Annotated in this window: 24 protein-coding genes; 11 read left to right on the top strand and 13 right to left on the bottom strand. The window is 45.9% G+C overall.

The features are described from left to right. The first annotated feature begins 146 nt into the window (after nucleotides 1–146). Genes LZG73_RS17020 through LZG73_RS17010 form a run of 3 tightly spaced genes read left to right on the top strand, consistent with a single transcriptional unit; the run spans nucleotide 147 to nucleotide 3,468 of the window. The gene (locus tag LZG73_RS17020) at nucleotides 147–1,319 is read left to right on the top strand and encodes a glycosyltransferase family 1 protein (RefSeq protein WP_233852739.1); all 1,173 of its coding nucleotides are present in this window, start codon (nucleotides 147–149) and stop codon (nucleotides 1,317–1,319) included. Continuing rightward, nucleotides 1,316–2,299: a lysylphosphatidylglycerol synthase transmembrane domain-containing protein gene (locus LZG73_RS17015; protein WP_233852738.1), complete on the top strand. Its 984-nt coding sequence runs from the start codon at nucleotides 1,316–1,318 to the stop codon at nucleotides 2,297–2,299. Before LZG73_RS17020 ends, LZG73_RS17015 begins: the two co-directional genes overlap by 4 nt. A gap of 2 nt (nucleotides 2,300–2,301) precedes the next feature. Then, a complete protein-coding gene (locus LZG73_RS17010; RefSeq protein WP_233852737.1) occupies nucleotides 2,302–3,468 on the top strand; it encodes a glycosyltransferase family 4 protein in 1,167 nt (388 codons plus the stop codon). Here LZG73_RS17010 and LZG73_RS17005 read toward each other — a convergent pair. The 3 genes from LZG73_RS17005 to LZG73_RS16995 all read right to left on the bottom strand — a co-directional run bounded on the left by LZG73_RS17005 (nucleotide 3,429) and on the right by LZG73_RS16995 (nucleotide 6,788). Beyond that, on the bottom strand, nucleotides 3,429–4,394 hold the full coding sequence (locus tag LZG73_RS17005; protein WP_233852735.1) for an endonuclease: 966 nt from the start codon (nucleotides 4,392–4,394) through the stop codon (nucleotides 3,429–3,431). The genes LZG73_RS17010 and LZG73_RS17005 overlap by 40 nt on opposite strands. A 156-nt stretch (nucleotides 4,395–4,550) precedes the next feature. After that, nucleotides 4,551–5,651 carry a transaldolase gene (gene tal, locus LZG73_RS17000; protein WP_233852734.1) on the bottom strand — a complete coding sequence of 367 codons (1,101 nt, stop codon included), beginning with the start codon at nucleotides 5,649–5,651 and terminating at the stop codon, nucleotides 4,551–4,553. A gap of 135 nt (nucleotides 5,652–5,786) precedes the next feature. Further along, a complete protein-coding gene (locus LZG73_RS16995; RefSeq protein WP_233852733.1) occupies nucleotides 5,787–6,788 on the bottom strand; it encodes a type I glyceraldehyde-3-phosphate dehydrogenase in 1,002 nt (333 codons plus the stop codon). A gap of 189 nt (nucleotides 6,789–6,977) precedes the next feature. On the opposite strand from LZG73_RS16995, the gene LZG73_RS16990 reads away from it, so the two are divergent. Then, nucleotides 6,978–9,137, top strand: coding sequence for a GH92 family glycosyl hydrolase (locus LZG73_RS16990; protein ID WP_233852732.1), 2,160 nt, complete (start codon nucleotides 6,978–6,980; stop codon nucleotides 9,135–9,137). A gap of 8 nt (nucleotides 9,138–9,145) precedes the next feature. Here LZG73_RS16990 and LZG73_RS16985 read toward each other — a convergent pair whose 3' ends face one another. From LZG73_RS16985 to LZG73_RS16960, 6 genes are all read right to left on the bottom strand, one after another. Then, entirely contained in the window at nucleotides 9,146–10,378 is a 1,233-nt protein-coding gene (locus tag LZG73_RS16985) for a PQQ-dependent sugar dehydrogenase (protein WP_233852728.1), read from the bottom strand. 207 nt (nucleotides 10,379–10,585) lie between these two features. Beyond that, nucleotides 10,586–10,900, bottom strand: a complete 315-nt coding sequence (locus tag LZG73_RS16980) for a hypothetical protein (protein ID WP_233852726.1) — start codon at nucleotides 10,898–10,900, stop codon at nucleotides 10,586–10,588. Between the two features lie 29 nt (nucleotides 10,901–10,929). Continuing rightward, nucleotides 10,930–11,160, bottom strand: coding sequence for a hypothetical protein (locus LZG73_RS16975; protein WP_233852725.1), 231 nt, complete (start codon nucleotides 11,158–11,160; stop codon nucleotides 10,930–10,932). Between the two features lie 57 nt (nucleotides 11,161–11,217). Beyond that, nucleotides 11,218–12,951: a M6 family metalloprotease domain-containing protein gene (locus LZG73_RS16970; protein ID WP_233852723.1), complete on the bottom strand. Its 1,734-nt coding sequence runs from the start codon at nucleotides 12,949–12,951 to the stop codon at nucleotides 11,218–11,220. A gap of 472 nt (nucleotides 12,952–13,423) precedes the next feature. Further along, nucleotides 13,424–13,870, bottom strand: a complete 447-nt coding sequence (locus tag LZG73_RS16965) for a hypothetical protein (RefSeq protein ID WP_233852721.1) — start codon at nucleotides 13,868–13,870, stop codon at nucleotides 13,424–13,426. 120 nt (nucleotides 13,871–13,990) lie between these two features. Beyond that, nucleotides 13,991–14,542, bottom strand: coding sequence for a 2'-5' RNA ligase family protein (locus LZG73_RS16960; RefSeq protein WP_233852719.1), 552 nt, complete (start codon nucleotides 14,540–14,542; stop codon nucleotides 13,991–13,993). Between the two features lie 162 nt (nucleotides 14,543–14,704). On the opposite strand from LZG73_RS16960, the gene LZG73_RS16955 reads away from it, so the two are divergent. Then, the gene (locus tag LZG73_RS16955) at nucleotides 14,705–15,163 is read left to right on the top strand and encodes an alpha-glucosidase C-terminal domain-containing protein (protein ID WP_233852717.1); all 459 of its coding nucleotides are present in this window, start codon (nucleotides 14,705–14,707) and stop codon (nucleotides 15,161–15,163) included. 4 nt (nucleotides 15,164–15,167) lie between these two features. Here the strand turns inward: LZG73_RS16955 and LZG73_RS16950 are convergent, their stop codons facing one another. Beyond that, complete coding sequence (locus LZG73_RS16950) at nucleotides 15,168–16,250, bottom strand: fatty acid desaturase (RefSeq protein ID WP_233852715.1); 1,083 nt, start codon at nucleotides 16,248–16,250, stop codon at nucleotides 15,168–15,170. 177 nt (nucleotides 16,251–16,427) lie between these two features. On the opposite strand from LZG73_RS16950, the gene LZG73_RS16945 reads away from it, so the two are divergent. The 5 genes from LZG73_RS16945 to LZG73_RS16925 all read left to right on the top strand — a co-directional run bounded on the left by LZG73_RS16945 (nucleotide 16,428) and on the right by LZG73_RS16925 (nucleotide 21,389). Then, nucleotides 16,428–17,714: a HAMP domain-containing sensor histidine kinase gene (locus LZG73_RS16945; protein ID WP_233852707.1), complete on the top strand. Its 1,287-nt coding sequence runs from the start codon at nucleotides 16,428–16,430 to the stop codon at nucleotides 17,712–17,714. Between the two features lie 99 nt (nucleotides 17,715–17,813). After that, a complete protein-coding gene (locus tag LZG73_RS16940) occupies nucleotides 17,814–19,730 on the top strand; it encodes a PAS domain S-box protein (RefSeq protein ID WP_233852705.1) in 1,917 nt (638 codons plus the stop codon). Further along, a complete protein-coding gene (locus LZG73_RS16935; protein ID WP_233852703.1) occupies nucleotides 19,717–20,121 on the top strand; it encodes a response regulator in 405 nt (134 codons plus the stop codon). The genes LZG73_RS16940 and LZG73_RS16935 overlap by 14 nt, the downstream gene beginning before the upstream one ends. A 101-nt stretch (nucleotides 20,122–20,222) precedes the next feature. Then, a complete protein-coding gene (locus tag LZG73_RS16930) occupies nucleotides 20,223–20,660 on the top strand; it encodes a DoxX family protein (RefSeq protein ID WP_233852695.1) in 438 nt (145 codons plus the stop codon). Between the two features lie 120 nt (nucleotides 20,661–20,780). After that, complete coding sequence (locus LZG73_RS16925; protein ID WP_233852692.1) at nucleotides 20,781–21,389, top strand: Crp/Fnr family transcriptional regulator; 609 nt, start codon at nucleotides 20,781–20,783, stop codon at nucleotides 21,387–21,389. A gap of 28 nt (nucleotides 21,390–21,417) precedes the next feature. Here LZG73_RS16925 and LZG73_RS16920 read toward each other — a convergent pair whose 3' ends face one another. The 3 genes from LZG73_RS16920 to LZG73_RS16910 form a co-directional block, all read right to left on the bottom strand. Then, the gene (locus tag LZG73_RS16920) at nucleotides 21,418–23,583 is read right to left on the bottom strand and encodes a cation:proton antiporter (protein WP_233852690.1); all 2,166 of its coding nucleotides are present in this window, start codon (nucleotides 23,581–23,583) and stop codon (nucleotides 21,418–21,420) included. Between the two features lie 16 nt (nucleotides 23,584–23,599). Next, on the bottom strand, nucleotides 23,600–24,157 hold the full coding sequence (locus LZG73_RS16915; RefSeq protein ID WP_233852688.1) for a hypothetical protein: 558 nt from the start codon (nucleotides 24,155–24,157) through the stop codon (nucleotides 23,600–23,602). A gap of 61 nt (nucleotides 24,158–24,218) precedes the next feature. Next, on the bottom strand, nucleotides 24,219–24,641 hold the full coding sequence (locus LZG73_RS16910; protein ID WP_233852680.1) for a response regulator: 423 nt from the start codon (nucleotides 24,639–24,641) through the stop codon (nucleotides 24,219–24,221). A 150-nt stretch (nucleotides 24,642–24,791) separates the two neighbouring features. Here LZG73_RS16910 and LZG73_RS16905 point away from each other — a divergent pair, with 150 nt between their 5' ends. Further along, nucleotides 24,792–25,400 (top strand): hypothetical protein, encoded by a 609-nt coding sequence (locus tag LZG73_RS16905; RefSeq protein ID WP_233852678.1) that lies wholly within the window; start codon nucleotides 24,792–24,794, stop codon nucleotides 25,398–25,400. Nucleotides 25,401–25,496 lie beyond the last annotated feature (96 nt).

Genomic DNA, 25,496 nt, shown 5'->3' with positions numbered 1-25,496 from the left:
GTTGTTTTGGAATAAATATTTCAAAAGCTCGTTAACCCTACTAAGTTGATGCCAATGCAAATTTGTATTACCCAGGTCCAGAATTAATGCATTATTGATGTCCAGGCGTGCTGGATTTGCTAACTTAGATTCATTTAAAGCATTTAATGAGAAAAATCAAGGTCGTATTTTTTGCCGAAATCCTGATTCCCGACTTTGATGGCGCGTCCAGGACTATGTATCAGCTGCTGGACAGGATTGACGCCGATCGGTTTGAGTTTTTGTTTGTATGCGGCAGCGGGCCTGACAAAATCAATCATTTTCAATGCATTAAGACGCGCTCGCTCAGCATTCCGCTGAATCCAAAATACAAACTGGCCATCCCGTCATTTACCGCTGACGAGATCAGAACGCAACTGGATCGCTTCAAAGCCGATGTCGTTCACATCGCCACGCCATCGCTTTTAGGACATTTCGGAATGGAATATGCCCATAACCGCGCGCTGCCGGTCATTAGCATTTATCACACGCATTTCCTGAGTTACATCAGTTACTATTTTAAATATCTTCCGTTTTTGATCAAACCGCTGGAAAAGCGCCTTGTTTCAATCCAGAATCAATTTTATGCTTCCTGCAAAAAGGTTTATGTTCCCTCTGTAAGCCTTGCCGACGAACTAGCTGCAACCGGAATGCCCACTGAAAATTTCAGGATCTGGCAGCGCGGGATTGATGCAAGTTTGTTTTCACCTTCGAAAAAAGATTCCGATTATCTCCGCCAATTGACAGGCAATGCACTTCCTACCATTCTTTTCGCCAGCCGTTTGGTTTGGGAAAAGAATCTGGAAACGCTGATCGCCGTGTATAACAAGCTCAAATCAGACCAATTTCCATGCAACTGGGTCATCGCTGGTGACGGTTCGGCCAAAAAAGATTGCATGAGACAAATGCCTGACGCTATTTTTGTAGGCCAGCTGGATCACGACGCTTTGGCTGTGCTTTACGCATCTGCGTCCGTTTTCATCTTTCCGTCCATGTCCGAAACATTCGGGAATGTGGTGCTGGAAGCGATGGCTTCGGGACTGGTTCCGGTTATTGCCGATGGAGGCGGGAGCAAGGATATGGTCGTTGACGGAGTGAACGGTTTCAGATGCGAGCCCAACAATGCAAATGATTATGCCGACAAAATCCGGATGGTCCTCGGCGACGCGCCATTACAGGAGCGACTCTCCGCTGATGCCGTAAGTCATAGCAAATCGTTTGATTGGGAGCAGCTGGCAAAGATTTATTTCGATGATCTTAGAGAACTGGCTTTCCCTGTTACTGAAAATCTGAAAGTTTGAAAATAGGTGCGCGTTACATAAAAGCCATCAAAGCAGTGCTCTTGGTGAGTATGCTGGTGCTGCTGTGGCAATATGTGAAAGCCATTGATCCACATCAGGTGCAGGCCGTGTTGATGAAAGTGGGGACAGGTTTTGGCTGGGTAATCCTCAGCACATTCGTCGCCTATGCATTGGGAACATTGGGCTGGTGGTTTTGCCTGGGCGATGCCAAAAAGGGCATTCCCAAAAGCGATCTCTTCATGATCCGGCACGTTTGCGAAACCGTCAGTCTGTTTAATCCCGCCAGCATTGCGGGCGGCGATATGCTCAAAATCGTGTTGTTAAGGCCATATGCCGTCAGTCAGCCCGCAGTTTTGACTTCCGTTGTCGTTTCCCGGCTGCTCATGATCGTCAGTCAGATTCTCTTGCTCGTCTTCACGATCCTATGGTTTGCACTAAGTGGAAAGTTACAAATAAGCGCCTGGTTACCAGGGAAGTCCATCTTTCTCGTCGTAGTCATTTGTTTGTCCTTGTTTTTGATCATTTATAAAATATCAGGTCTCAATTTTGATGCTGCGAAAAATCCCAAGTTGGCGCGCATTCAGAAAAAACTAGGAAGTTTACGCTCCGAGGTGAATCGTTTTTATCACACACATCCCAAAGAACTCGCATTTGCAATGTTGTTCTTCACGCTGCACTGGATCGTGGGTTCGATGGAATTTTACATTGTTTTAAAGCTTTTCGGATTTGATGTGACCATTATCGACGGTCTCTTGCTGGATATGGGCGTAATTGCCGTGAAGTCTGCCGGTGCATTTGTGCCTGGTCAGATTGGGGTCGAAGAATTGGGGAATAAAATCATGTTGTCACTCATCGGGATCAGCAGCATTCCGCTCTGGCTGTCCGTTTCGGCGCTTCGGCGCACCCGGCAATTGTTCTGGATTGTGGTGGGAGCAGCATTTTACTCTTTCTTTATTTACAAAAAGAGGCTTTACTCCTGACCATGGAAATCCTGTTTGTGAGTCATAAATTTCCGCCTGCTGTAGGGGGAATGGAAAAGCAGAGTTTCGAGCTCATCACCGGAATGGAGCATTTCTGCAAAGTCCACCGCATTGTTTACGACGGAAAGGGCAGCATTCTAAGCTTCTTCCTTGGTTTAAGAAAAAGGATCTTGCAAACCTGCAAAGACCATCCTGGCATCACGGTTATCCATTTCAATGACGCCCTTTTGGCAACAATGTGCTTATGGCACACCGGTTATGAGCATTTAAAACGCACGGTCACATTGCACGGGCTGGACGTCGTTTTCCCCAGTGAAATTTACAGAAAGCGCATTTTTCCAAAGTTCAACAAACTCGATCTTTTCATTGCCGTGAGCCGCGCAACGGCTGATCAGGCAGTTGCGCTAGGCATTGATTCGGCAAAAGTGACTGTGATCAAAAATGGTGTGGATTACGAACATGCGAATTCCGTTTCGACCGAAATTCCCAAAGTGCTGGCAAAATATGGCATTCCAGCGGATCGTCGATTGCTCGTTGCAGTGGGCAGGCCAGTCCGGCGCAAGGGATTTTCCTGGTTCATCCGCGAAGTGGTTCCCAAGCTCGATCCCCGCTTTTTTGTGTTATTAATCGGGCCTTTTGATGATAAACCGGGGTTTTTTGAACGCTTGCTCGCATTGGTTCCCAACAAGTTGCGCGGGCAAGTTATGTTATTCTTGGGTTTCGGCTCAGACGCAGCTGCAATTCGATCTTTATTAAACAATCCGATTTTCGGCCGCTCTGCCAAACACCTCGGCCGACTCCCCGCCGCGGATAAACAGGCATTACTCGAAGGTTCGGACGCATTCATCATGCCCAACATTCATGTTGACGGAGATATGGAAGGTTTCGGCTTGGTGTGTCTCGAAGCAGTCACGGCGGGAGCACTTGTTTACGCAGCAAACATTGACGGCATTCCCGACGCAATTCAGGATGGCAAAAATGGCTTTTTACTGCCAAGTCAAAATGCTGAAATCTGGGCGAAGGAACTGAACAAACTGCTGCTCCCGAATCAGAATCTTCACGAACGCAAGCGCGACTTTTTAGAATTTACAATTTCCCATTATGGCTGGGATAAAATGGTGAAAGCTTATTATAACGCTTTCATGGATTTGATGCGCCACGAAAATTGAGCGCTTACCGGATGGTGATCAGATAAAGGCAAGCCTTCATTGTTGTTAAAGAGCTGGTTTACAAACGAATAACTGGTCGCTTTAATCTCGATTGTCGGGCTGCTGCGGAAGAAGATCTTGTCAATCGTTTCGCTGCTGTCCGTCAGGTTAAGGATGTTTGATGCCGGAATTATTTTTAAAGCCTCCGGTCTTTTTCCATCATTTTTATGGGTGATCCAGGCGTCTTCCAATTCATTTTCCGAACTCAGGATGTGAATGTTGTCGAAGAAAAAACCATAACGTCCATTCAAATCTCCCATCAGGATCACCGCATTTCCAGCAGAATTTTTCTTGATATATTCTGACAATTGCCTGATATTCTGACGACGGGCAGAGGCTGCATGCAATGTGTTATAAGCATTGGAATGAACATTATAAAAATCAATAAACACATTCAATGCGACTTGTATTCTGCTGTAAGTGAATCCCTTAGGCGTCATGCAGTCTGCTCCTGTGCAGTCGTTCCATTTGACGCGCACAACCTCGCTTATCGGAAATTTGGATAATGTATTAAGGCCGTCGCCGAACGGGATCGCGCCTTTTGTCTCGGTCCGGAAGTTGTGAACATCGTCGTTATCATACAGCTGAGAATGATAGTTGAAATCTTCCTGCACGTGAACAATGTCGAAGGATTCCAATCTTTGGCCAATGGCCGCAATGCTGGCAGCCCTGGGCGTTTTGGCACTACAAATGATCGATGGCAAACCGGCAATGTTGTAACTGATTGCAGAAAATTCTCCTTCGGTGGCAGCTTTGAGGAAGTTGGATGTTGGCCGGAGGTCTATTACACTTGAACCGTCTGAGCGTTCTGTGCTGTTGCACATTAAAAGCAGGACCAGAAGTCCTAGTATGCTCAATTTCTTCTTGTTTTTGTAGTTGTCAGGCATCCGTGTGGTAATTGGTTGTGCCAAGTTACAATCACAGTATGAACTCAATAAGGGGCAGTTGTTATTGAATTATTAAATCTGAATGTCAGGACCGCTTTGTAAAAAATTACCCTGTTCCGCGCGGGCAGAACAGGGTTATGCAATGTTTTATGAAGGTTATTGTTTGCTTTTTTGCGCTTCAATCGCGTCAAGCAATTTCTGGAAAGGCTTATTGAATTTATCAATTCCTTCTTCTTCCAGTTGTTTGGTGATGGCGTCAATGTCAATGCCAACTTCTTTTATTTTTTCCAAAATCTGCGTCGCGCCTTCAAGGTCATCTTCAAGACGGTTTGCAGGATCGCCGTGGTCGCGGTAAGCTTCTAAAGTGTCCAATGGAATCGTGTCTACGGTCTCCGGGCCGATCAAAGCTTCAACATATTTCGTGTCTTTGAATGCAGGATTTTTGCTGCTGGTGCTTGCCCAAAGCAATCGTTGCGGAACAGCTCCCAGATCAGCCAGTTTTTTCCAGCGTTCTGTGCTGAAAACCCTTTTATAAATTTCGTAAGCCTTTTTAGCAGAAGCAATGGCAACTTCACCTTTCAGATCGCCAAGGCCTTTTTCATCCAAAAGCGGATCAACCAAAACATCGATGCGACTTAAAAAGAAGCTGGCAACAGATGAGATTTTGTTGATAGGCAACCCTTTTGCAGCTCTTTCTTCCAAACCGGAAATGTAGGCTTCTGTTACGGCTTCATAACGGTCAAGTCCGAAAAGCAAGGTTACATTGATGTTCAAACCTTCGGCAATGGCCTTTTGGATGGCAGGAAGTCCGGGCTCGGTTCCCGGGATTTTGATCATCACATTCTCCTTATCAACCGCTTTCCAAAGTTCAAGCGCTTGCTTGATCGTGCCTTCCGTATCAAGTGCGAGGAATGGAGAAACTTCCAGACTCACATATCCGTCCGCGCCTTCCACATCTTCTTCGTCATAAACCGGTCTGAGCAAGTCGCAAGCCAGTTTAATGTCCGAAATGGCAAGGCCGAAAAATATTTCCTCATTGGTTTTATCACCTTTTGACAATTCAGCAATATCCGCATCATAATCAGAACTGCTGCTGATTGCTTTTTCAAAAATAGCGGGATTGGAAGTTACGCCTCTCACGCCGTCCTCTTCAACCAATTTTTTCAATTCACCGGAAAAAATGATTTTCCGATCGATGAAATCCAGCCAGATGCTTTGTCCAAAATCGTGTATCTGTTTTACTTTACTTGTTGCCATATCACTGTCTATTTTAAATGGTTAGCTAAAAGCACAAAATGCTTTAATTTGACTTATTTAGCTAACAATGCTTTCTATTTATAAATTTCAAATACGGAAATGACTATTGCCAGGTCCGGGAGCCGGTTCACTTGTCTAGATTTTTTGCGAAATGAAGTGTGCAACTTCGGCCAGCCTGCAAGTGAATCCCCACTCATTATCATACCACGTTGCTATGGAAAGCAAGTCGCCTTGCTTTACGGTCAGCGGCAAATCAATGATCGATGTATGCGGGTCACCCACGATTCGGGCGGAGGTCCATTCTTCTTCCAAAACATCCAAAACACCCTGTAACGGCCCTTCCGAGGCAGCTTTCCGGAAAGCTGCATTGACTTCTTCCACGCTGCATTCCTTTTCCGTAACAAGATTGAGCTCTGCGATGCTGCCTGTGCGGGTTGGCACACGGTAAGCTTTGCCGGTGATTTGCAAATCCTTCCAGATAAATTGAAGCGCACGCGCAGCGCCCGATGCAGACGGAATAATGTTCTCGGCCGCAGCCCACGAATCGCGGCGGTCTTTCATTGGCTGATCCGTGAGTGACTGCGTGTTGGTGTAGGAATGCACTGTTGAGAACAAGCCATATTTGATTCCGAAATTGTCCAGAATAACCTTCACTGCGGCAGCGAGCGCATTGGTGGTGCAGCTTCCCATGCTAACGATTTTGTGTGCGGAAGGATCGAAGGTTTCGAGATTGATGCCTTTGAGCAACACAGCGTCGCAGTCTTGAAGCGACTTGCTGGCAGCGCTGATCAGCACATATTTTGCACCCCGGTCAATGTGCGCCTGGGCCCCCGCACGTGTGGTCGCACGGCCGGTGCAATCCACCACAATGTCAACGCCAAGGGCATTCCAGTCAGGCACTTCGGCTTTGGAATTTACATATTTGATCCTTTTGTCGCCTATAATGAACTCGTCTCCTTCGGTTGAGACTTTCTCGCCAAAGCGGCCGTAATTGGTGTCCACGCTAAACAGTGAAGAAAGGATTTTTACATCGTGAATGTCGGAAATGGATACGGGCACAAAAAGATTGTTTTCGAGCGCGACGCGGAGGAATTGGCGGCCGATGCGACCAAAACCATAAAGAGCAATGTTTGCCATAAAATTTGCTTTTGATTCAAATATGAACTGCTTCCGGGAAGTTAAATTAAAAAATTTCTGCAAGAGAAAGAATCGTGTTAAAACAGTGTTAATAAAAATCGCTTGCCAGCGAATGCACCAGAATTAAGGCCACAATGAGTTACATTTGAAAAACCATTAGCCGGAACCTAAATCTCAAAACCATTCAAAATGACCATTGACTTTTTAAGAACATTCCTTCGCTTTGCCCTCATTTTCCTGATTTCAACTTCGAACTTGCTGGCGCAGACGAAGCCGGTTTACACAAAATACGTCAACACTTTTATAGGCACTGCGCCGCTGACCGACCCGAAAATATTGGGTTATGAGTTGCCCAAAGGCTGGCGTTCGTGGGCAGGACTCACATTTCCCGGGAGCTCATTGCCGAATGCAATGGTGCAGCTGAGTCCGATGACGGAATATGGCTCAGGAGCAGGTTATGAGTATGAGGATTCGCTGATTCTGGCTTTTACACACACCAATAAGGGACATTGGAACCTATGCAACATTCCCGTTTTGCCGCTGTCCAATCCGGGAGCAAAGTTCGGTTCGCGGTTCAGCCACAAAAAGGAAAATGCGGCTCCCGGGTTTTACGAGGTTTATCTGGATGATTATGAGGTGAATGTAAAACTGACATCGACGCTTCGGGCGGGTTTTCATCAGTATGAATACAAAAACAATAAGGGAAGACAAATCCTTTTTGATTTAGCCAAAGCCAATAACAAGATTTCCAAATGGAGCATTGAGAAAATCGGCAGCAATGCGGTGCAAGGCTTTCAGCAAACGGGTGAGAAAATTTTCTTCTATGCAAGCCTGAATACGAACATTGAACGACTGGAAGAAAAAGAAGAAGGCGCGCAAACCGGTTATGCAATCATTCACCTGGCGGAAAGCAAAAAAGGGCCTGTGGAGCTGAAAATCGGGATTTCGTTCGTAAGCGTGGAGAATGCGAAAGAGAATCTCGAAAAGGAAATCGGTGCAAAGTCTTTCGATCAGGTGAGGAGCGAGGCAACCGGTAAATGGGAAACACTGCTTTCTTCCATCCAGGTGAAAGGCGGGACGGATAAGCAAAAACAAATGCTTTATTCATGTTTGTATCGCTCTTTTCTCTGGCCCGCGCTGCGCAGCGATGTCAACGGTGAGTTCACGGATGCCAAAAACCAAGTTGTAAAAACGGGTTTCGATTATCATACAGAGCCCTCATTGTGGGACACTTACCGTAATAAAGACGTGCTGCTCGGGCTCATTTCTCCTCATGTGACTTTAAATGTGATCAAATCGATGAAGGATGTGGGTGATAAAAAGGGTTTTATTCCAACGTTCTTTCATGGCGATCATGGCGCATCTTCCATTGCCGGAGCGTATCTGCGCGGGATCACTGATTTTGACATTAAAGGCACTTATGAGATCCTTTTGCAAAACGCCAATGTCGAGGGCGGAGCGCGTCCTTACATTAAGGAATACAAAGAACTCGGTTTCATCCCCGATCCTGACATTGCCCATCCGGAGGTTGAAACCAAAGCCGCCGCGGGAGTTTCCAAAACGCTTGAATATGCCTATGACGATTATTCCGTAGCACAAATCGCGAAAAGTCTGGGCGATTCTGCAAATTACAAGATGCTGATGGCACGGTCGAAAAACTACAAAAATATGTTTGATCCGGCCACACGCTTTATGCGTGGCAGGCTTGCCAACGGCGACTGGATCAAACCTTTTAATCCGCAATTCCCTTACTACGAATACATGTATCGAGAAGCAAATGCCTGGCAGGTTTCGTTTTTCGCGCCGCATGACATGCCGGGTTTGATTGCATTGTATGGCGGTGCAAATGGTTTTGAATCAAAGCTGGATTCACTTTTTACCGTTCCCTGGAATCCGGATTACATTGCTCGAAATATAGAAACGATGGTGGGCCAATATTGCCACGGCAACCAGCCCGACCATGAAGCGCCATTTGCTTATCACTTCATAGGAAAACCTGAAAAGTCGCAAAAGCAGCTCGACAACATTCTCAATAATCTTTACGGAATCGGGGACGACGGGCTGGCGCTTTGCGGGATGGATGATGCGGGGGAAATGTCGGCTTGGTATGTTTTTACGGCGCTTGGTTTGTATCCATTTTCGGCAACCGACCCGGAATATCTTGTGACCGTTCCGCTGTTTGATGAAGTGAAATGGCGGACAAGCAACGGAATGATTATCACGATCAAAAAGCCCGGAACCGGCCGCGCCTTAACCTCTATAAAAGTGAATGGCAAAGCAAACAAAGGCTATTTCGTTCCGCATGAAATATTCAAGCAAGGAGCTGTAATTGAGATTGATACAAAGTAAATGTTGACTTAAAGCTTATCAATCCGATAAAGCCGTCCCTGGTCTGTGATGGCGTAAAGTGCGCCGTCTGTGCCCTCGGTAATATCGCGAAAACGTTGTGACTCGCTGGCCAGCAAGCGTTCTTCACCGATTATCTTGTTGTCCTTTATAACAAGGCGGACAATGTGCATGCCGCTTAGCGAGCCGATGAAAAGGTTGTTTTTCCACTCGGGAATGCGGTCGCTGCTGTAAAAGGTCATGCCGCTTGGAGACACCACCGGGTCCCAGTAGTAAGCCGGTTGTTCGAGGCCGTCTTGCTGCTGGATGCCGCTGCCCACTTTTGAACCGCTGTATTCGAGGCCGTATGTAATGGTTGGCCAACCGTAATTTGCGCCTGCTTTGATGCGATTGATCTCATCGCCGCCTCTTGGTCCGTGCTCACTTTCCCACAAATCGCCCGTTTTCGGATGAAGCGCCAGTCCTTGCGGATTCCGAAAACCGTAAGCAAACAGTTCAGGTCGGGCGTCGGTTTGTCCTGCAAATGGATTGCTAGCGGCGGGCTTTCCGTCTTTGGTAATCCGCACCACTTTCCCCAATGCGGCATTCAGCGATTGTGCCAGCGGCCGGGTCGCGAGATCGGACCGTTCTCCCGTGCTGACCAGTAAATTACCGGCTGCATCGAATACAATTCTGCCTCCATAATGCAATGTGCCGCGATATGCCGGGGTGGCGCGGTAGATGATCGTTGCGTTTTCAATGGCGTTTTCATTGACGGCTAGCCTTCCCTTGGCCACGGCAGTCAGGTTTCCATCTGCCGTCGATTCGGAAAACACCCAATAAATCATGCGATTAGTCGCAAAATCAGGATCAACCCTTAGCCCAAGCAACCCGCCCTGACCGCTTGCATTGACCGCGGGAATGCCCGTGATCGGCTGTCCCACCTGACCCGCTGTTGTGACAATGCGCATGGTTCCCGCTTTCTCGGTGATCAGCAAACGTCCGTCCGGCAAGCTCGTAATGCCCCACGGACTTTGCAGCGATTGTGTGAGGATCTTTCCTTCCCAGTTGGTTGCAGACTTCACAGCTGCAATCCGCGTTTGGCCGGCAAATGCAGGACGATAATTGGAGTTAGGCGCATTGGTTTCTACCGAAGTCAGGCTGTCTGCTCCTGGTGCCAGGTCCGCATTTTCCGAAGCATCGTCCTGGCAGCTTGCGAATGCAAAGCAAGCACTTGCAAGCAGTATATAAGTGAGATTTTTCATCTGGATTGATCAGTGGGTTGATGATATTCATTGCAGTGACTTAATGAACGCCGGATGGTTTGGTAAATTATATTTTATAGCGATTTAACAGGCAAGAAGTTATAAATTTTGATAAAAATAAGGGTTAATATTTGAATAAAGTTATTGCTGACTTTATTCAAATATCGACCCTTACAATTGCATTAAAAATGAATTTTAATTTAACACTTATTCTTTGGGAGGCGGTGGAATTGCTCCTTCCGAATTAACGCTGTTCGATACAGAATCCGCAATTGGAGGCGGCAAAGGATTGTCTGTATTTCCATTCGAAATATCCAAGTTGCCGCTTCCGTCATTTAACGCCGGAGGCGCTTGCAAACCACTTGAAAATATATCCGAATTTTGTCCGGCTTGTAATGGCGGCGGAACAGACGATTCTGAACCAGTTGAATTAAAAGAATTTCCCCCTTGGCCAACATCACCTTGAATTGCTTTGAGCCCTTCAATGGTGTTTGATTCGTAAGTTATTTTATAATATGACATAAATGATGCGTTTATAAATAAATTCAACATTAAGACATGTAAACGCCTGTTATTGTGTTTGACGTAATTTCAACATTAACCTGATGTCCACTTGCAACAGCGGCGGTTAAAATAGAAATAACATTTGTTACGCCGTCCGTTGATGCGGGAACAATCCCTAACCAGCCAGTCATTTCAGGAATGCCATTGATAATTGCATGGCAGGTTTTAGACGTTGCATATGAAGAAACGTATCTTACAGTTTTACCAAAATACCACATGATCGTATAGATTAAAAGTTGAAAATTGATGAATAAAAGAGAAATAGAACTGGCTAATTAAGACATGTAAATACCGCTTACTTCGCCGTTTTCTTCAAAAAGAATATTGACCTTTTTGTTGTAGTTTACAGCGGTTTTCAGGATGATTAGCATATTGGTAATGCCATCTGCGGAAGAAGGTTTAATTCTTCGCCAGCCATCATAACCCTGGATAATGGTGTGCGCCCATTTTGTGTTGTGATCGCCACTCACATAGCTGACATTTTTACCAAAAACCCAACCCGCTACACCCAATGCTTTGAAGGTCATGATCGCGCCCGGTGCAGAGATTTCCGATATTTTGAGACCGGAATTGCTGCCGTCCCACCATTTGCTGTTGGGCCCGGTGGCATCATTGAATTGCGTGGTTCCGGGGGCACCAAACAGGTCATTTGCATCGCCGGTGTTCGCGCCGTGTTCGAGGTCGAAGCTGTTGTCGGCCTGCTCCAATGAACATTGATAATGCTCGGCCGCGGTCATTTGCTCATTGCTGTTATTTCCTGTTTCATCCACGTGCCATATCGCGAGTCCGGCATCCGGAAGTGAGGCGTCGCGCCCGGTGTTTTGCCTGTTTTCAATGATAAAATATTCGGTGGCACTCTTGGAATGAATATAAAAATCATTGTTGGCTGCGTTCAGACTGGCCGTAATGCCCGGCGTAATGGTGTTCAGATTTGTCGTCCAGCCGGCCTCGTTTTTTAAATAAGCGCCAACCTGCACCGGATTCAAATCATTTCCGCCATAACACATGAGGCAATAATGGCCGATTGCGGTGGATTCACTCCCATAATCGTAGAGGTCGGGAAAATCGCAAATCATGTGGCCGTTCTCATGACAAAAAGTGCGGAGCGAAAGGCCGCTACCCATGTTAGTAATCTGATAATCAGAGAATTTTTTCCCGCCACCCGCGTCAAATGCTGATCCAAGCGCCCATTGGTGTGGCCACAGTCCCTGGCTCCAACTATTGACCCGGTCGCCCGCATAGAAGACATTCAAAGCGAAAATGAAACCGCTTCCGTCAGATGTCAATTGACTGAAATCGAAACTGTTTGATTTCAGGTGATTCAGTGCTTCCACAATCAGCTCTCTCGCCCGCGTGCCGAATGGAATCGCCGGGTCCGTGTAATGTGAGCGATTGTGTGCCGCCGTGTAATATTCCGTTACCACATTCGTGTAAGTCAGCCGCCCTCTCGAATTATCGAAAAAATAGTCCTTCACCGAACCGTTATTTCCATAGCCGGAGTAACCTGTTTGATTACAAAAATCGACCACGTTTTGCCTGGCAATGGTTTGCGGAACATCAGGGAATTCAATAAGAATGCAAAGCCCGACATAATTACCAACCGTCGGCGCAGAAGTGGGGCCGGACCGCAAGCCGGCATTCATATTATTGATTTTTGCGGCCTTCTTTTCTTCCCTGCGTTTTTTCCATCTCGGCTCTGTGCTTTGAAGCAGATCAGAAGAACTCACAATGCTTCGGGCTGCACTTTTAATGACCCGCGCATGCTTTTCAAGATTGAGCAAACCGGGATCTGCCTTACCAACAATGCCATTGTTGACAGGCAATAATTGACTCTTGTCATCGGAAGTTTGCGCATAGGTAAAGTAACCCGATTGCGGATCTTGAATGACAGTATATCCATCATCTGTTTCAAAGTGCGCAAAGAATTGATTACCGGTTCCAATTACCTCCACTGTGCTTTCGTCAGGATTGGTAAATGTAAATCGCTCATTGAGAAATGGTGCTGCCATTTGTTTGTTGTTTAAAGTGTAGATGATAAATAGAAGTAAGTTCTTGGGGTAATTTTTAATACTTTATGAATGACTGAATGACTGAATGACTGAATGAATGAATGAATGAATGAATGAATGAATAAATTAATGTGAATTAAATTGGAGGACTTTTTTTAAATAATAGCATTGACTTTTCAATAAAATGAATAGTCAATTTATCATTTAAATAGATTGTAAAATTGATTTAACCGGCAACAATAATTTACAGTAAGAAATAAATCTTACTTGCATTTTCAGGAAAATTGGATGGGCGTTTTTAAAAGGCAGGTTGTGTTTTCTTGACTTGAAAACTTAATGAAAAGGTAATTCACTTAATACTTGGATCCAAATATTAAGCTTGATATTGAGTAAACGGTGAAGCGGGAATTTATCCAAATATAAATTCAATTTTAAGAAGTGAAAATGGTCCGATTAGGCACTTAAAACGGGATCACAATCTCACCAAAGGGAAGTTAGTGGCACTTTGATTGTTGCTGACGGGCATTTCATTCAAGGGCACGTCAACATTGCGGATTTGATAACATGGGTGATCGGCCACATAAGTGATATCGACCACAGGCAGGGACTCACATTGGGATGCATTCGAAAGCACTTTTGAAGCCGCATTTTTTTCAAACATTAAAAAAATAATGGAATCCTGCGGAAGCGGAAGATCCAGCAATGCCGTGGTTGCAACGCAATTTTCATAAACTTTCCCATTGCTTGTCCAGCGAATGCCTTCGCCGTTTGACTCATCAATTTGAATAATGACCCTGTCGCAATGCACGCCCAGAAACTTGCCACTGTAACAGCCGTTTTGATCACCCGGCTGATTGCAGGAAATTTCCAAAAAAGGCAATAGGATTAGACTGGAAAAAAAACTGATTTTTTTTCTCATGGCGATTGTAAAGGGTAAGTGATCAAAGCGTTGCAGTTAGGAATAACTGAAACAGCTTTACGCCAAGAGAGACACGTATGCAGCAAAATCCGTTGCACGTGTCGCTAAATTATTAAGTGGTTACTTGTTAGCAGCCGATTGACCCGCAAAGTCCAATTTCATTAGAAATTCCCAGGGGCCGTTGTGATAGCGCCACAACTTAATGCCATAGACTGTGAAGCTGAAAGGCTCGAAGTCTTTTGCCAGCTCGGCCTGCAACTGCTTGGCAACTGGCGATTCCACTTTGTTTTGAACGGTTATATGGAAATTCCTTTTCTGCTGATCCTGTTTCGTCAAGAAATCGAACCATTTTTTTTGAAGCTTCTGATGTAATATAGGCAGTTCGGGTGAGACGATTTTGAATGCAGTGCCGCCACCCAACGATTGAATGGACTGCACATTGGCTTCAAACGGCTGCTGGGTTTCTACAAGTGCCTGCATGTCTTCCACGATCCAGGGTTCGTCCGGCAGCGCATGGAAAATGGTCAAATGTGCATCCAGATAATTTCGCTCTGGAGGGAAATGTTGTTTCCGCAATGCATTGAAATAGTTTTGCGCAGATTCCGAAATCACAAATGTCGCAACGAGCGGCTTTTTGGTCGGTTCTTCGGTTGAGGCGTGTGTTCTTTCCATAAAGGGATTTTCTACAAATCGATTTGTGATTGAGATGCATTAAAATTAGTCCTAAAATTTATTAATGTCGCCTTCCATTCATGCGCAACAAACCGCTCTGGCATGACTTTGACAGGCGTCAGCTAACCTGGCGATGTGTCGAGGTAATAATGGGAAGGACAAATGGAAACGATTGACAAAACATTATGGGCAACTGACAGTTACCAAACGGCGATGCTTAACTTTTTCGAGGATTTCAAAAGCAGGCCGGAGCTTATGGATAGCCTTCAGTCACTGATCCAATCGCAGCCAGCTTTGCGGGACGGCGATCATCACTGGCGGCCCATCTCCACAGACGGAACTGATTTCGGTTTTATAGATCTGGATAATGTGCGCGGTGCGAGGGTTATTGCGTGGTCGCGCATCCTAGATGACCAAGAACTCGTTTGCGCAATCAACCTGGATGCGCAGAACCAAGCGGCTGTTTATGTGACCATCGATGATGACATTCATCCGATTGGCGGCAAGGCGCTGCGTATGTTTTCATCTGATCAAAGCCCGGCTGAGCTGAATGTTGAAGTTAGAAACGGGAAATGCATCCGGATGACAATTCCGCCTCGAGGATTAGTCATTTATAACTAACGGCTCACAATTGTGAGTCGTTAGTTACGACTTGACCCTCGGAAAAATGCTGAATGCCTTGTTTTCTTTCCAGATATGGCAAGTGATATTGCCTTAAAAACTGTTGTTTGGAATCTCTGTAACTGCTTACGGCACCAATTACATTCATGAATTTAATGTAATACCAGGCCATATCAATCTGGTGTGGTTTAAAACCGCTACGTGCGCTTTTGGGGAAAAGGTGATGGTTATTATGCCATTCTCCGGCGACGATTCCCGGCCATAGCTGATTAATCGAGTTGTCTTTCGTCTGAAAGTCAACGCCTTCCCGCTGAACTTTTTGTCCTTTTCCGTGCCCTTCATAATTGAATGTCCGCACACCAACTGCCCAAAATCCTGCTGCACCAAATAGGGTGCAAGCCAGTGCGTGCCCGCCCATTAAGTAAAAAGCCATATACCAAAACGACCAGTTCAGAATCCAGGAAATGACGGCACTTTTGGGATTGACATACGATCCCCATTTGAGATATTGCGCATATGTGTTTCCTTTCACACCGGTGTGCTTCATTAATAATTTCACCCGATTGTAATCCGCTTCGCTCAGGTTTTGCGCGATAGGCTGATGATTTACATCGGCCAGAAAACAATAAAGAAAACCTGCACTCGCGTTGTACGGATCACCCGGCTGATCGGACTTGGCATGATGAACGTGATGGGACACGACGTAAATCTCCTCAGGAATCATGCTGATGGTCAGATTTTGGGTAAAAAACCGCCAGAACTTATTTCGAAACTTATATGCGCCATGCGTGCAATAGCGATGATGCCAAATCGTCCCGTGTGTTCCCATGATGATCATGCTGTACACAAATGCGGCCATGAACATTCCCAGACTAAAATATTTGAATATAAACAAGGCGAGAAATGGCAACATTAAAACCACCTTTGTCCAGCTCATTAAAGGAAGCCACGCTTTGCGGCTTTTGAAGATGTTGAGTCTTGAAAAGAATTCCCGGAAGATCTGTCCTGGGCTCGGCTTCACAAGGTTTCCGTTAGCATCTTGCCATCCGTAAGAAGGCGGTCTGAGGACAATGTCAATAAAGGCCATAGTATGTTTTTTGATTTAAAGGTTAGGCTTTTTGCGCTTGAAAAAACTATTCAACTTTTATTTAAGTTACACTCAAGGCACTCGTCGGATACAAATTGAAGCCTGGCGAATGCGAAAGTTCCACGCTCATACATAAAAAGTATTCCAAGGCAGCAGATTTATGTAAACCCCTTAATTATGGCAAAAGCGCCCCAAAAGATAGAAAAGCAGTTAGAAGAGCTTCTGCATCATTTGACGATTCAACGTGAAAGTATTCTCAATAAATGGCGCACGATTTGCGCTCAGGACCTGATCATGTTCAGTAAGACGAGCTTCTCCCGCGAAGAATTCAATGATCAGGCGCCTGTGATGCTGAATATCCTCAATCAGCGTTTGGCCAAATTACCCGAAGAGTCGGACGTCGTGATGATCGGTCAGGCGCATGGGCTGCATCGCTGGCAACGCGGCTATTCGCTGCCCGAACTGCTTGTGGAACTGGAGCATCTCTTTCGCATTGTGCTGGAATCGATCACTGCATATCATCAGGAAATACAAAGCTTGTCGGCCGATGTGGTGCTGGAAGTGCACGCGCAAGTGTTGCATATTTCACAGGGAGCCAGCCGGGGCAGTGTGCTGTATTATGATGAGCTGCGGCAAACGAATGCTGCAGAAAAAGCCAGCGCCACCATGCAGGCCCTTCGTCAGCTTGAAGAATTAGGTGAGAACCGGACCAAAAGATTGCGAGAAAGCACGCACGATCTCCGATCCAGCTTTGGTGTGCTGCTGGGCGCTTCCCAGTTGCTTGAAATGCCCGATAACGAAGAGGATCGCATTCATTTGTTTGAAATGCTGAATAGAAACCTGAGCTCGGTCAAGGAAATGTTACTGCAACTCAGCGACTTCTCGCGCATTGAGGCTGGACAGGAAACTTTGGAATTGAAAGAGTTTGACGCCGCCGAGTTGCTTAACAAGGTCATCGCAACCGTCCAGCCGCTTATTAAAGACCGTAACCTTGTTTTAAAAGGCGAAGGTCCGGAACATCTTATTGTAACGAGCGATCCCGTAAAAATTCAGCGCATTGTGCAAAATCTGCTTCTTAACGCCCTCAAATACACCACGAAAGGCGGCATTTATATTTCGTGGGCCCAGGAAAACGACACCCGCTGGATCCTAAGCATTCAAGACACCGGACCCGGATTTTCTGCCAGCAGTCCTGCGGCGCTCCTTGCGGAGCAATTGAAGCCGCTGAGCCAGCTGAGCAGCAGCCATCAGGCGGGCGGGACATCAGAATATCCCCTCGATCATGCGCCCTCAACCGAGGCGATCAAACAGAATCCAAAACGCAACGGAGAGACCGAAGGGTTGGGTTTATTCATTGTCAAAAAGCTTTGTGAGCTCCTAAAAGCAAGTATGGACATTGAAAATGAACCCGGGCAGGGAACATTGGTCCGGATCAGGTTCCTTGCGCATCAGGAAAACGCGTAGCAATAATTTGACGACTTTTCGCAAACAGAATCGTAAAATTGACATTTGCTTAGTGCAATGTTATGATAACTTTGCGCCTCATTTTAACCCAAAACCACTATGGATTCAGCGAAGTCATTACTGGAAGGTCTGGCGGAAGCAGTTTTGAAGCTGGATACTTTTGGCAATATTCTTTACTGCAATCCGGCAACGTTGACTTTGACGGGCTTCGATCATGCGGTCCTGCTGGAAAAGCCGCTGCATTATCTGACATTTGACCACACCGATAACCTTAAAACCAGTTACGAGTTAAGCGCTGCGGTTTCGAAAGGAAAAGTGACATATCAAGCCTGGAACCGCCGCGTCGACGGGGCTAAATATTGGGCTGAAACGACATTGGCTCCGTTATACGAAGCCGATGGACGTCACAAGGGATTTGCGTGTATGATCCGCGACATCACGGAGCGGAAGCATGAAGAAGTTGCGCTTCGCGAAAGTGAAGAGCGCTTCCGTTTGCTCGTTGAGGGCGTGCAGGATTATTCGATTTACATGCTCGATGCCGAGGGAAATATTGTCACCTGGAATGAGGGAGGTCAACAGCTTACGGGATATTTTTCCAGTGAAATTATTGGTAAACACTTCTCTATTTTTTACAATGCCCACGATTTACTCAGCAACAAACCTGCCATCGAACTGGAAACTGCCCGCAATGTGGGAAAGTATGAAGAAGAAGGTTGGCGGGTTAAGAAAAATGGGTCGGTATTTTGGGCCAGCATTGTGCTTACTGCCCTTTATAATGATGAAAACAAGCTCATTGGTTTTTCCAAAGTAACCAAAGATTTAACGGAGCAAAACAGAGAAAAAGCAGCAATTCGCCAAAGTGAGGAGCGCTATCGGCTTCTTGTTGAGCAGGTTACGGATTACGCAATTTTTATGCTGGATGAAAAAGGCCGGATCGTGAGCTGGAACGAAGGCGCCAAAAGAATCAAAGGTTACATGCCGCATGAGGTTATCGGGAAATATTTTTCAATTTTTTATCCCGAGGATGAAATTTTCAATGGTAAGCCCGCGTATGAACTGAAAGTTGCGCGGCAGGTGGGAAAATATGAGGAAGAAGGCTGGCGCATCAGAAAGGACGGAAGCAGGTTTTGGGCCAATGTTGTCATTACAGCCGTTTACAATCAGGACCGGAATTTGGTTGGGTTTTCCAAGGTCACTAGGGATCTGACGGAACGTAAAAAAGCAGAACAGATCGCGCAGGACAACTCGGAAAAATATAGGCAAATTGCGCGTGAAATGGAGGTCATTAATGCTGAACTGTCGCGCACAAACAACGACCTGGAACAATTCACATCGATTGTTTCCCACGATTTGCAGGAGCCGCTGCGGACTGTGAAGAGTTTTCTGCATTTGATCAATGATAGAATTGCAAAGGGGAAATTGGATGAAATTGGCCAATATGTGAGCAAATCCACATTGGCGGCCAACAGAATGAAGGAGCTCATCGCGAACGTGCTGAATTATTCTCAGGTGAACAAGGGCAAGCTTAATGCAGACGAGTTGCCGGTCGATGAATTTTTTGAACACATTCTGTTAAATCTGAAAGGCTCTCTGGACGCCACGGACACGGTGATTTCTTTTGAGAGACAGGAGGGAAAGGTGATTAAAGGTGATAAGGTGCAGTTGATGCAATTGTTTCAAAACCTGATCAGCAACGCCATTAAATTTACCAATGGCAGGCAGCCGATCATTAAAATAACGCATTCGGATCAGAATGGAGTAAATCATTACTCGATTTCTGACAATGGAATTGGCATGGATTCAGCAAGCACGGCAAAGATTTTTGACCCATTCCGAAGGTTGCACGAGGCACGAAATTATCCCGGAGCAGGGATGGGTCTGGCAATCTGTAAAAAGGTTGTCGAGCGGCATAACGGCCGGATTTGGGTAGAATCGCAGCCTGGAAATGGCAGCACGTTTCATTTTACACTCTGGGAAACAGGGCAACAATTACTGACATCCAATGAATCAATTTAAACTTGTAATCGTAGAAAACGACGAAGACGAGCGTTTTTTCATGAATGAGGCGTTTCAGGAGTCCGAGGAATTTCAGATCCTGGGCGCATTTGAAAACGGTGACACCCTCATTGAATGGCTGGATCAAACCAATGCATCGGACCAGCCTGAAATTATTTTATCTGATCTTAATATGCCTGGAAAAAATGGTTATGATATCCTCACACACGTCCAGGCTCACCCGGAATATGCGCACATTACAGTGATCATCACGTCCACTTCAACCGTAGTTTCCATCAGAGAAAAGTGCTTGTCCCTGGGCGCAAAAGACTATCTCGTAAAACCGGAAATCTTCATCGATTACAGCGATTATGTGAAAAATCTTTATCAGCTTGTCAGCCAACACAAATAGAATCTGTTTGCCGGCGGGGCTCCAACCGCTTTTCTTAACATATCTTAATTTTTTTGTGCGTGCTGTCAGATTGTTTTGCATCAAAATCAAACTGATAGAAAATGTTATTACAAACAAAAAGTGATTGGGCTGTGTTGGTGCTACGTTTAACAGTCGGCATCATTATGTTTCCCCACGGCGCGCAGAAAATGCTGGGGACTTTCGGAGGCTACGGTTTCAAACCAACCATGCAATTTTTCACCCAGTCTGTCGGCCTGCCGTGGGTCTTTGCGCTAGCCGTAATTTTGATCGAATTCTTTGCGCCCATCGGGCTTATACTGGGCCTAGGGACACGTATTTGCGCATTTGCCTTGGCGATTGTTATGGTGGGCGCGATCGCCACAACCTGTTATCAAAACGGTTTCTTCATGAATTGGTATGGCAGCCAAAAAGGGGAGGGTTACGAATATCATTTGCTCGTAATAGGCCTTTGCCTAGCATTGCTGGTGGCCGGAGCCGGGCGGTATGCCATCGATAATTTGTTCCATGCCACTCACTAATCCAACACGCACACTTGTCCTTGCACGCATTGTCTTTTTATAAATTGCATCTGTTAATTGGCTTAAAAAGCATGTGTTGACGAAGGCAGTGCGTGCCAGCCTAATCATAAATTACGAGCAATGGAGAAGCATATGGAGCAGATTATTGGGCATTTAAGGGAAAAGATCTCGCTGAGTGCCAGCGAAGCGGTTTTCTTCACATCATTGCTTGAAGTGCGCGCTGTGAAGCGGCGGGATTATGTGTTGCAGGCGGGTCAGGTTTGCCAGCATCAATGCTTTGTTGTGTCGGGTTGCCTAAAAGTTTCTTATTGGGATCAGGCTGGTTTGGAGCATGTTATCAAATTTGCTCCGGAAAACTGGTGGACATTGGATCTGGAAAGTTTTGAACTGCAAAATCCCGCTTTTTACACGATTCAGGCAATGGAAGACACGAAACTCCTGATGCTTAGCAAACGAAGCTACGATGTATTACTGGAAAAATTGCCGCAATTTGAAAGGTTTTACCGGATCATGTTCCAAAGTTCATTCATCGCATTGTCACGGAGGATGACGCAAAATCTTTCTATGAAAGCCGAAGCTCGATACGCCAGGTTTTTAGAGAAATATCCCAGCTTGCAGCAAAGAATCCCTCAGAAATACATTGCGTCATATTTGGGAGTAACACCTGAGCATTTCAGTTATATGAAGCGGAAAGAAATGCAGGATTATTTTGCTAAACTTAGCAACTGATTCAGGGATAGCATTTTTAAAAAAAATCTCATTTGCTAAGGATTCCCCGCAGATATTTTGCTGCCTTGCCCAATGACCTGATCCTTTCTGACAATGTGCCGATCAAGGCGCCGTCGGTTTGCTCAATGTCGTTCATATTAATGCCGGATTCCAGTTGTTTTGGATAAATCATCAGCAGGCTTTGATCCTGAGAGTGATTGGCAAGATAACCAGGCAGTCTTTGCAATTGGGAAATGTAAGATGCAGACCCTTTTCTCGCTGACACGATCACAAATAGATCATCACTTTGCAGCTCATTGGACAAAATCAGAAAATCATCCCAAGAACTGAAAACGGTGAATTCGACATCAACATTGGTTTTCTTGCGCGCCAGAATGCTTTCCGTTGCTTTAATGGTTTTCGCAGATGTAAAAAAGTGAATGGGCATTGCATTGATCTTCGCAAGCATCACCAGTTTATCCAGCCAATGCAGAAAACCGGGCTCATTGCTGGCTGCGGGGGGCACGACGGCTACGATCCTGGTAAGGGTGTTAAAAGGCTGTGCAGGTTTGTAAATGTAGATGGTTTCGAAGATCCGTTTGACAATGTTCTCGACTTTCGGGCCGAGGAATGTTTTGTGATCCGTTTCCTGATGAAGGCCAATGACCACATCCGTAATGTTCTGTTCCTTAATAGAATAAGTGATCCCGTTACTAATATTGGCATCGTAACGCGTAAGCGGAATGAGAACATTTTCGGACGAGCTTGCGTGATCGACTGCCTTATTCAGGATCTTTTTACCGTGTGATGCTGTATCGTTTTTCTGATCATTGTCGGTGACAATGTGCAGGCCGTAAAGTGGTGTGGAACTGCGTTTTCCTTTAAGCATAATCGCGAAATCAACCAGATCGGCGATCATGTCTGGATAGGACAGTGAAACAAGGATTTTTTCATCGCTGGCAGCATCAATGTCCTCTGGCGTTTCCGCTTCCGCTAACAGTGCAAGCCTTTTTGATGCACGTTCCACCACAAAAGAACTAACAGCGCAGCTTACCAGAATCAGCACAATTGTGCCGTTCAACACATCTTCATCCAACAACCTGATAGGCTCGCCCAAAGCGGTTTCACCAATGATAATGTTATAACCGACCAGAATAATCGCCAATGTTGCGGCAGCATGCGAGGCGCTCAGCCCAAAGATCATTAATCCTTCATCGGCCGATAACCGGAACACTTTCTGCGTAATCCAGGCAGCCAGAAATTTACTCACTAGCGCAACGACCAGGATCACACCAGCCACTTTCAAAGCTCCCCAGCCATTGACCAAAACACTCATATCCACCAACATGCCCACGCTGATCAGGAAAAAAGGAATGAAAAGCGCATTGCCGACAAAATCAATGCGGTTCATGAGCGGAGAGGAGTGGGGCACAAATCTGTTTAAAACCAAACCTGAAAAAAACGCACCGATAATGGCTTCAACGCCCGCAATTTCGGCTAAAAACGAAGCCAGAAAAACCATGGCGAGCACGAAAATGTATTGCGAAACGCTGTCGTCGAAACGCTTGAAAAACCAGCGGCAGATGATGGGAAAAACAAACAAGACAATTGCAACAAAAACAATGAACGAGAATCCCAGACGAAACCAAAAGGCGGAGGTTACGTCTCCTTTGGACATGCCTGCAACGCCCGCCAGAATCAGCAGCGCGAGAATGTCTGTGATCATTGTTCCGCCCACAGTCATGTTAATCGCCCGGTTACGCGTCACGCCGTATTTGCTTGCGATGGGATAGGACACCAGCGTATGCGTGGAAAACATGCTGGCGAGCAGTAACGATGACAAAAAGCCGTAACCCAGCACATAATAACTGGCCAATGTGCCCGAAATCAGCGGCAATAAAAATGTGGTTAAGCCAAAAACAATGATCTTATTTCGGTTTTTTCTAAATTCCGCAAGGTCAATTTCCAGCCCTGCGAGGAACATAATGTAAAGCAGACCGACCGTTCCAAAAAGTACAATGCTGCTATCACGACTCAGCAAATTTAAGCCATAAGGCCCGACGATCATTCCCGAAATGATAAGGCCGATAATATGCGGGACTTTTATCCGGTTGAACAAAATGGGCGCAAACAGGATAATAAAAAGCACCACCGAAAATATTAAGACGGGATTTTTAAGGGGCAATGAGAGATCTAATAACAGCAACGAAGTCATACGCACGGGGTTAGCATTATTTTGGCCGTTCGGCGGTCAGGGCATAGCGAATTTTGCAATCCGCTCGCTGCACTTCCCGCATCCCTTCCATCTTGCCATCGGTCAGTTCCATTATCACACGCATCACCGAAGCCGAGCCAGGTTGTCCATTGGTAACTTCCAGGCGGTTTTGAGAAAAAGAGCCGTGATAGACTCTCGAGAGTTCATTTCCTGCGTAGGCACTGGCAACAATTCCTTTATTACGGTAAGCAATTTCCCACGTTTCGGTTTTAGAATCACCAATGGCTGATCCGCTGCAATTCGTTTCTGTGCATTGCATCTTCACGATCCATTTTCCGGTGAAAGGTTGTGCTTGCAGCGAGTCATTAACCGCGCTTGAGTCTTGAAGTTGCCTCTTCTTTTTTTCCTGCAAGTCTTTGTCCAACAGCGCCAAACGCTGTTCCCATTGCATCAATGTCTGCTCTTTTTCAGCGACCTTCTGCTCTCTTTTTGCCAGTTGCGCCTCCTTTTCTTTGAAACCGCAACTCTGAAAAGTTGCCACGAAAACCAGAAAAGCCAATGTCCACCTCTTCATAAATTGTTCTTTTTCGCGCCAGTCGCAAGTGAAATTCAACAAGGATTAAATGCTTGCCTGCTCAAAAGTTATTGGGAGCAGCGCATTTTCTCCAATAGTCAAGCATTACTTTAATCGTTTGTTTGATTTCGTCGTATGCGCCAGGTTTTACAAAAAAGCCCTGTGCAGATGTGCTGTAAGCATCGATAACCGCCTGCTGATTAATTGCCGTTGTAAAGTATACGTATGGAATGCATCGAAGGCTAAGCTCCGCGTCCGTCTGGACTTTCCTCCTCAGTTCCAGCCCGTTGAGCTGCGGTAAGTTGATATCTGAAATGATGATGAACGGCCTTTGGTCTGTTGTGTAGAGATAATCCAATGCTTTTAATCCATCTGAGAAATACATGCGTTCGTTGGGATAACCAAGTTCTCTGAACACTTCTTCCAATACAAACTGGTCATCCAAGTCATCTTCGATTACGATTATTGTGCCGTTTTTGTCCATAGCTGATAGATTTTGAAAATCGGTTACAAAAATAATGCCACCTCAGGACAATGTGTCGAGCGGTAAGTTAAGTAAAAATTGGTGGGCTGCAGGCACGAAAATTTAGCGGGTCAGTCAATAACAGTGTGCAAAACCTTTAAAAGAATTATCATGTCAAAGACAGTTGTAGGAATATTCGAATATGAAAGCGACGGGCAAAATGCTCAAAATTATCTGTTGGCAAACGGTTTTGCTGATGGTAACGTAGATATTAAGACAGCCTCATACAAGTCAGAACCGGACGCTTCCGAGGACAAGTCGGTGGTTGATGAAGAGAACGAGGGCATATTTGACCGCATTGGTCACTTCTTCAAAGATCTTTTTGACGGTGATGAGGAAGAGTCGAACCGCTATTCGGAAGCAGGCAGACGCGGGACAATTGTAACCGTTCACGCAGCGACCATTGAAGAGGCGCATGCGGCTGCGGCGATCTTGGATGAATATGGCGCGGTGGATGTAAATGCAGGCGCAGGTTCGTTCGGAACAAGCCCATCATCGGTCGGTGCGGAAAGCGCATTGGTTGCGGAGGAATTAACCACTTCGCTGCCGAGCGTTGAGGAAGGACTTCACCTTGACAGAGGCGCAATCGGAGCAAGCGGCGTCCGCTCCAAAAGCCGCATTGTAGAGCGTCCCGTTGAGGAACACATCCGGCTTCGTCAGGGAAAGGTTCACAGCACCAGATTCCCCGAGGATCGGCAAGCACCCGAGACGAATTTCTAAACTTCAAGATTAATAGGCACCCAGAACGGTGCCTATTTTTTTGCCACGCTGTATTTACGAAGGTCCATGTTTGTTTGAAAATTTTTTATATTTTGT

Origin of the sequence: Dyadobacter sp. CY326, from assembly GCF_021390515.1 — a bacterium.
Taxonomy (GTDB): domain Bacteria; phylum Bacteroidota; class Bacteroidia; order Cytophagales; family Spirosomataceae; genus Dyadobacter.
The sequence above is the reverse complement of the archived record's forward strand: the minus strand, read 5'-3'. Positions and strand labels throughout refer to the sequence as shown.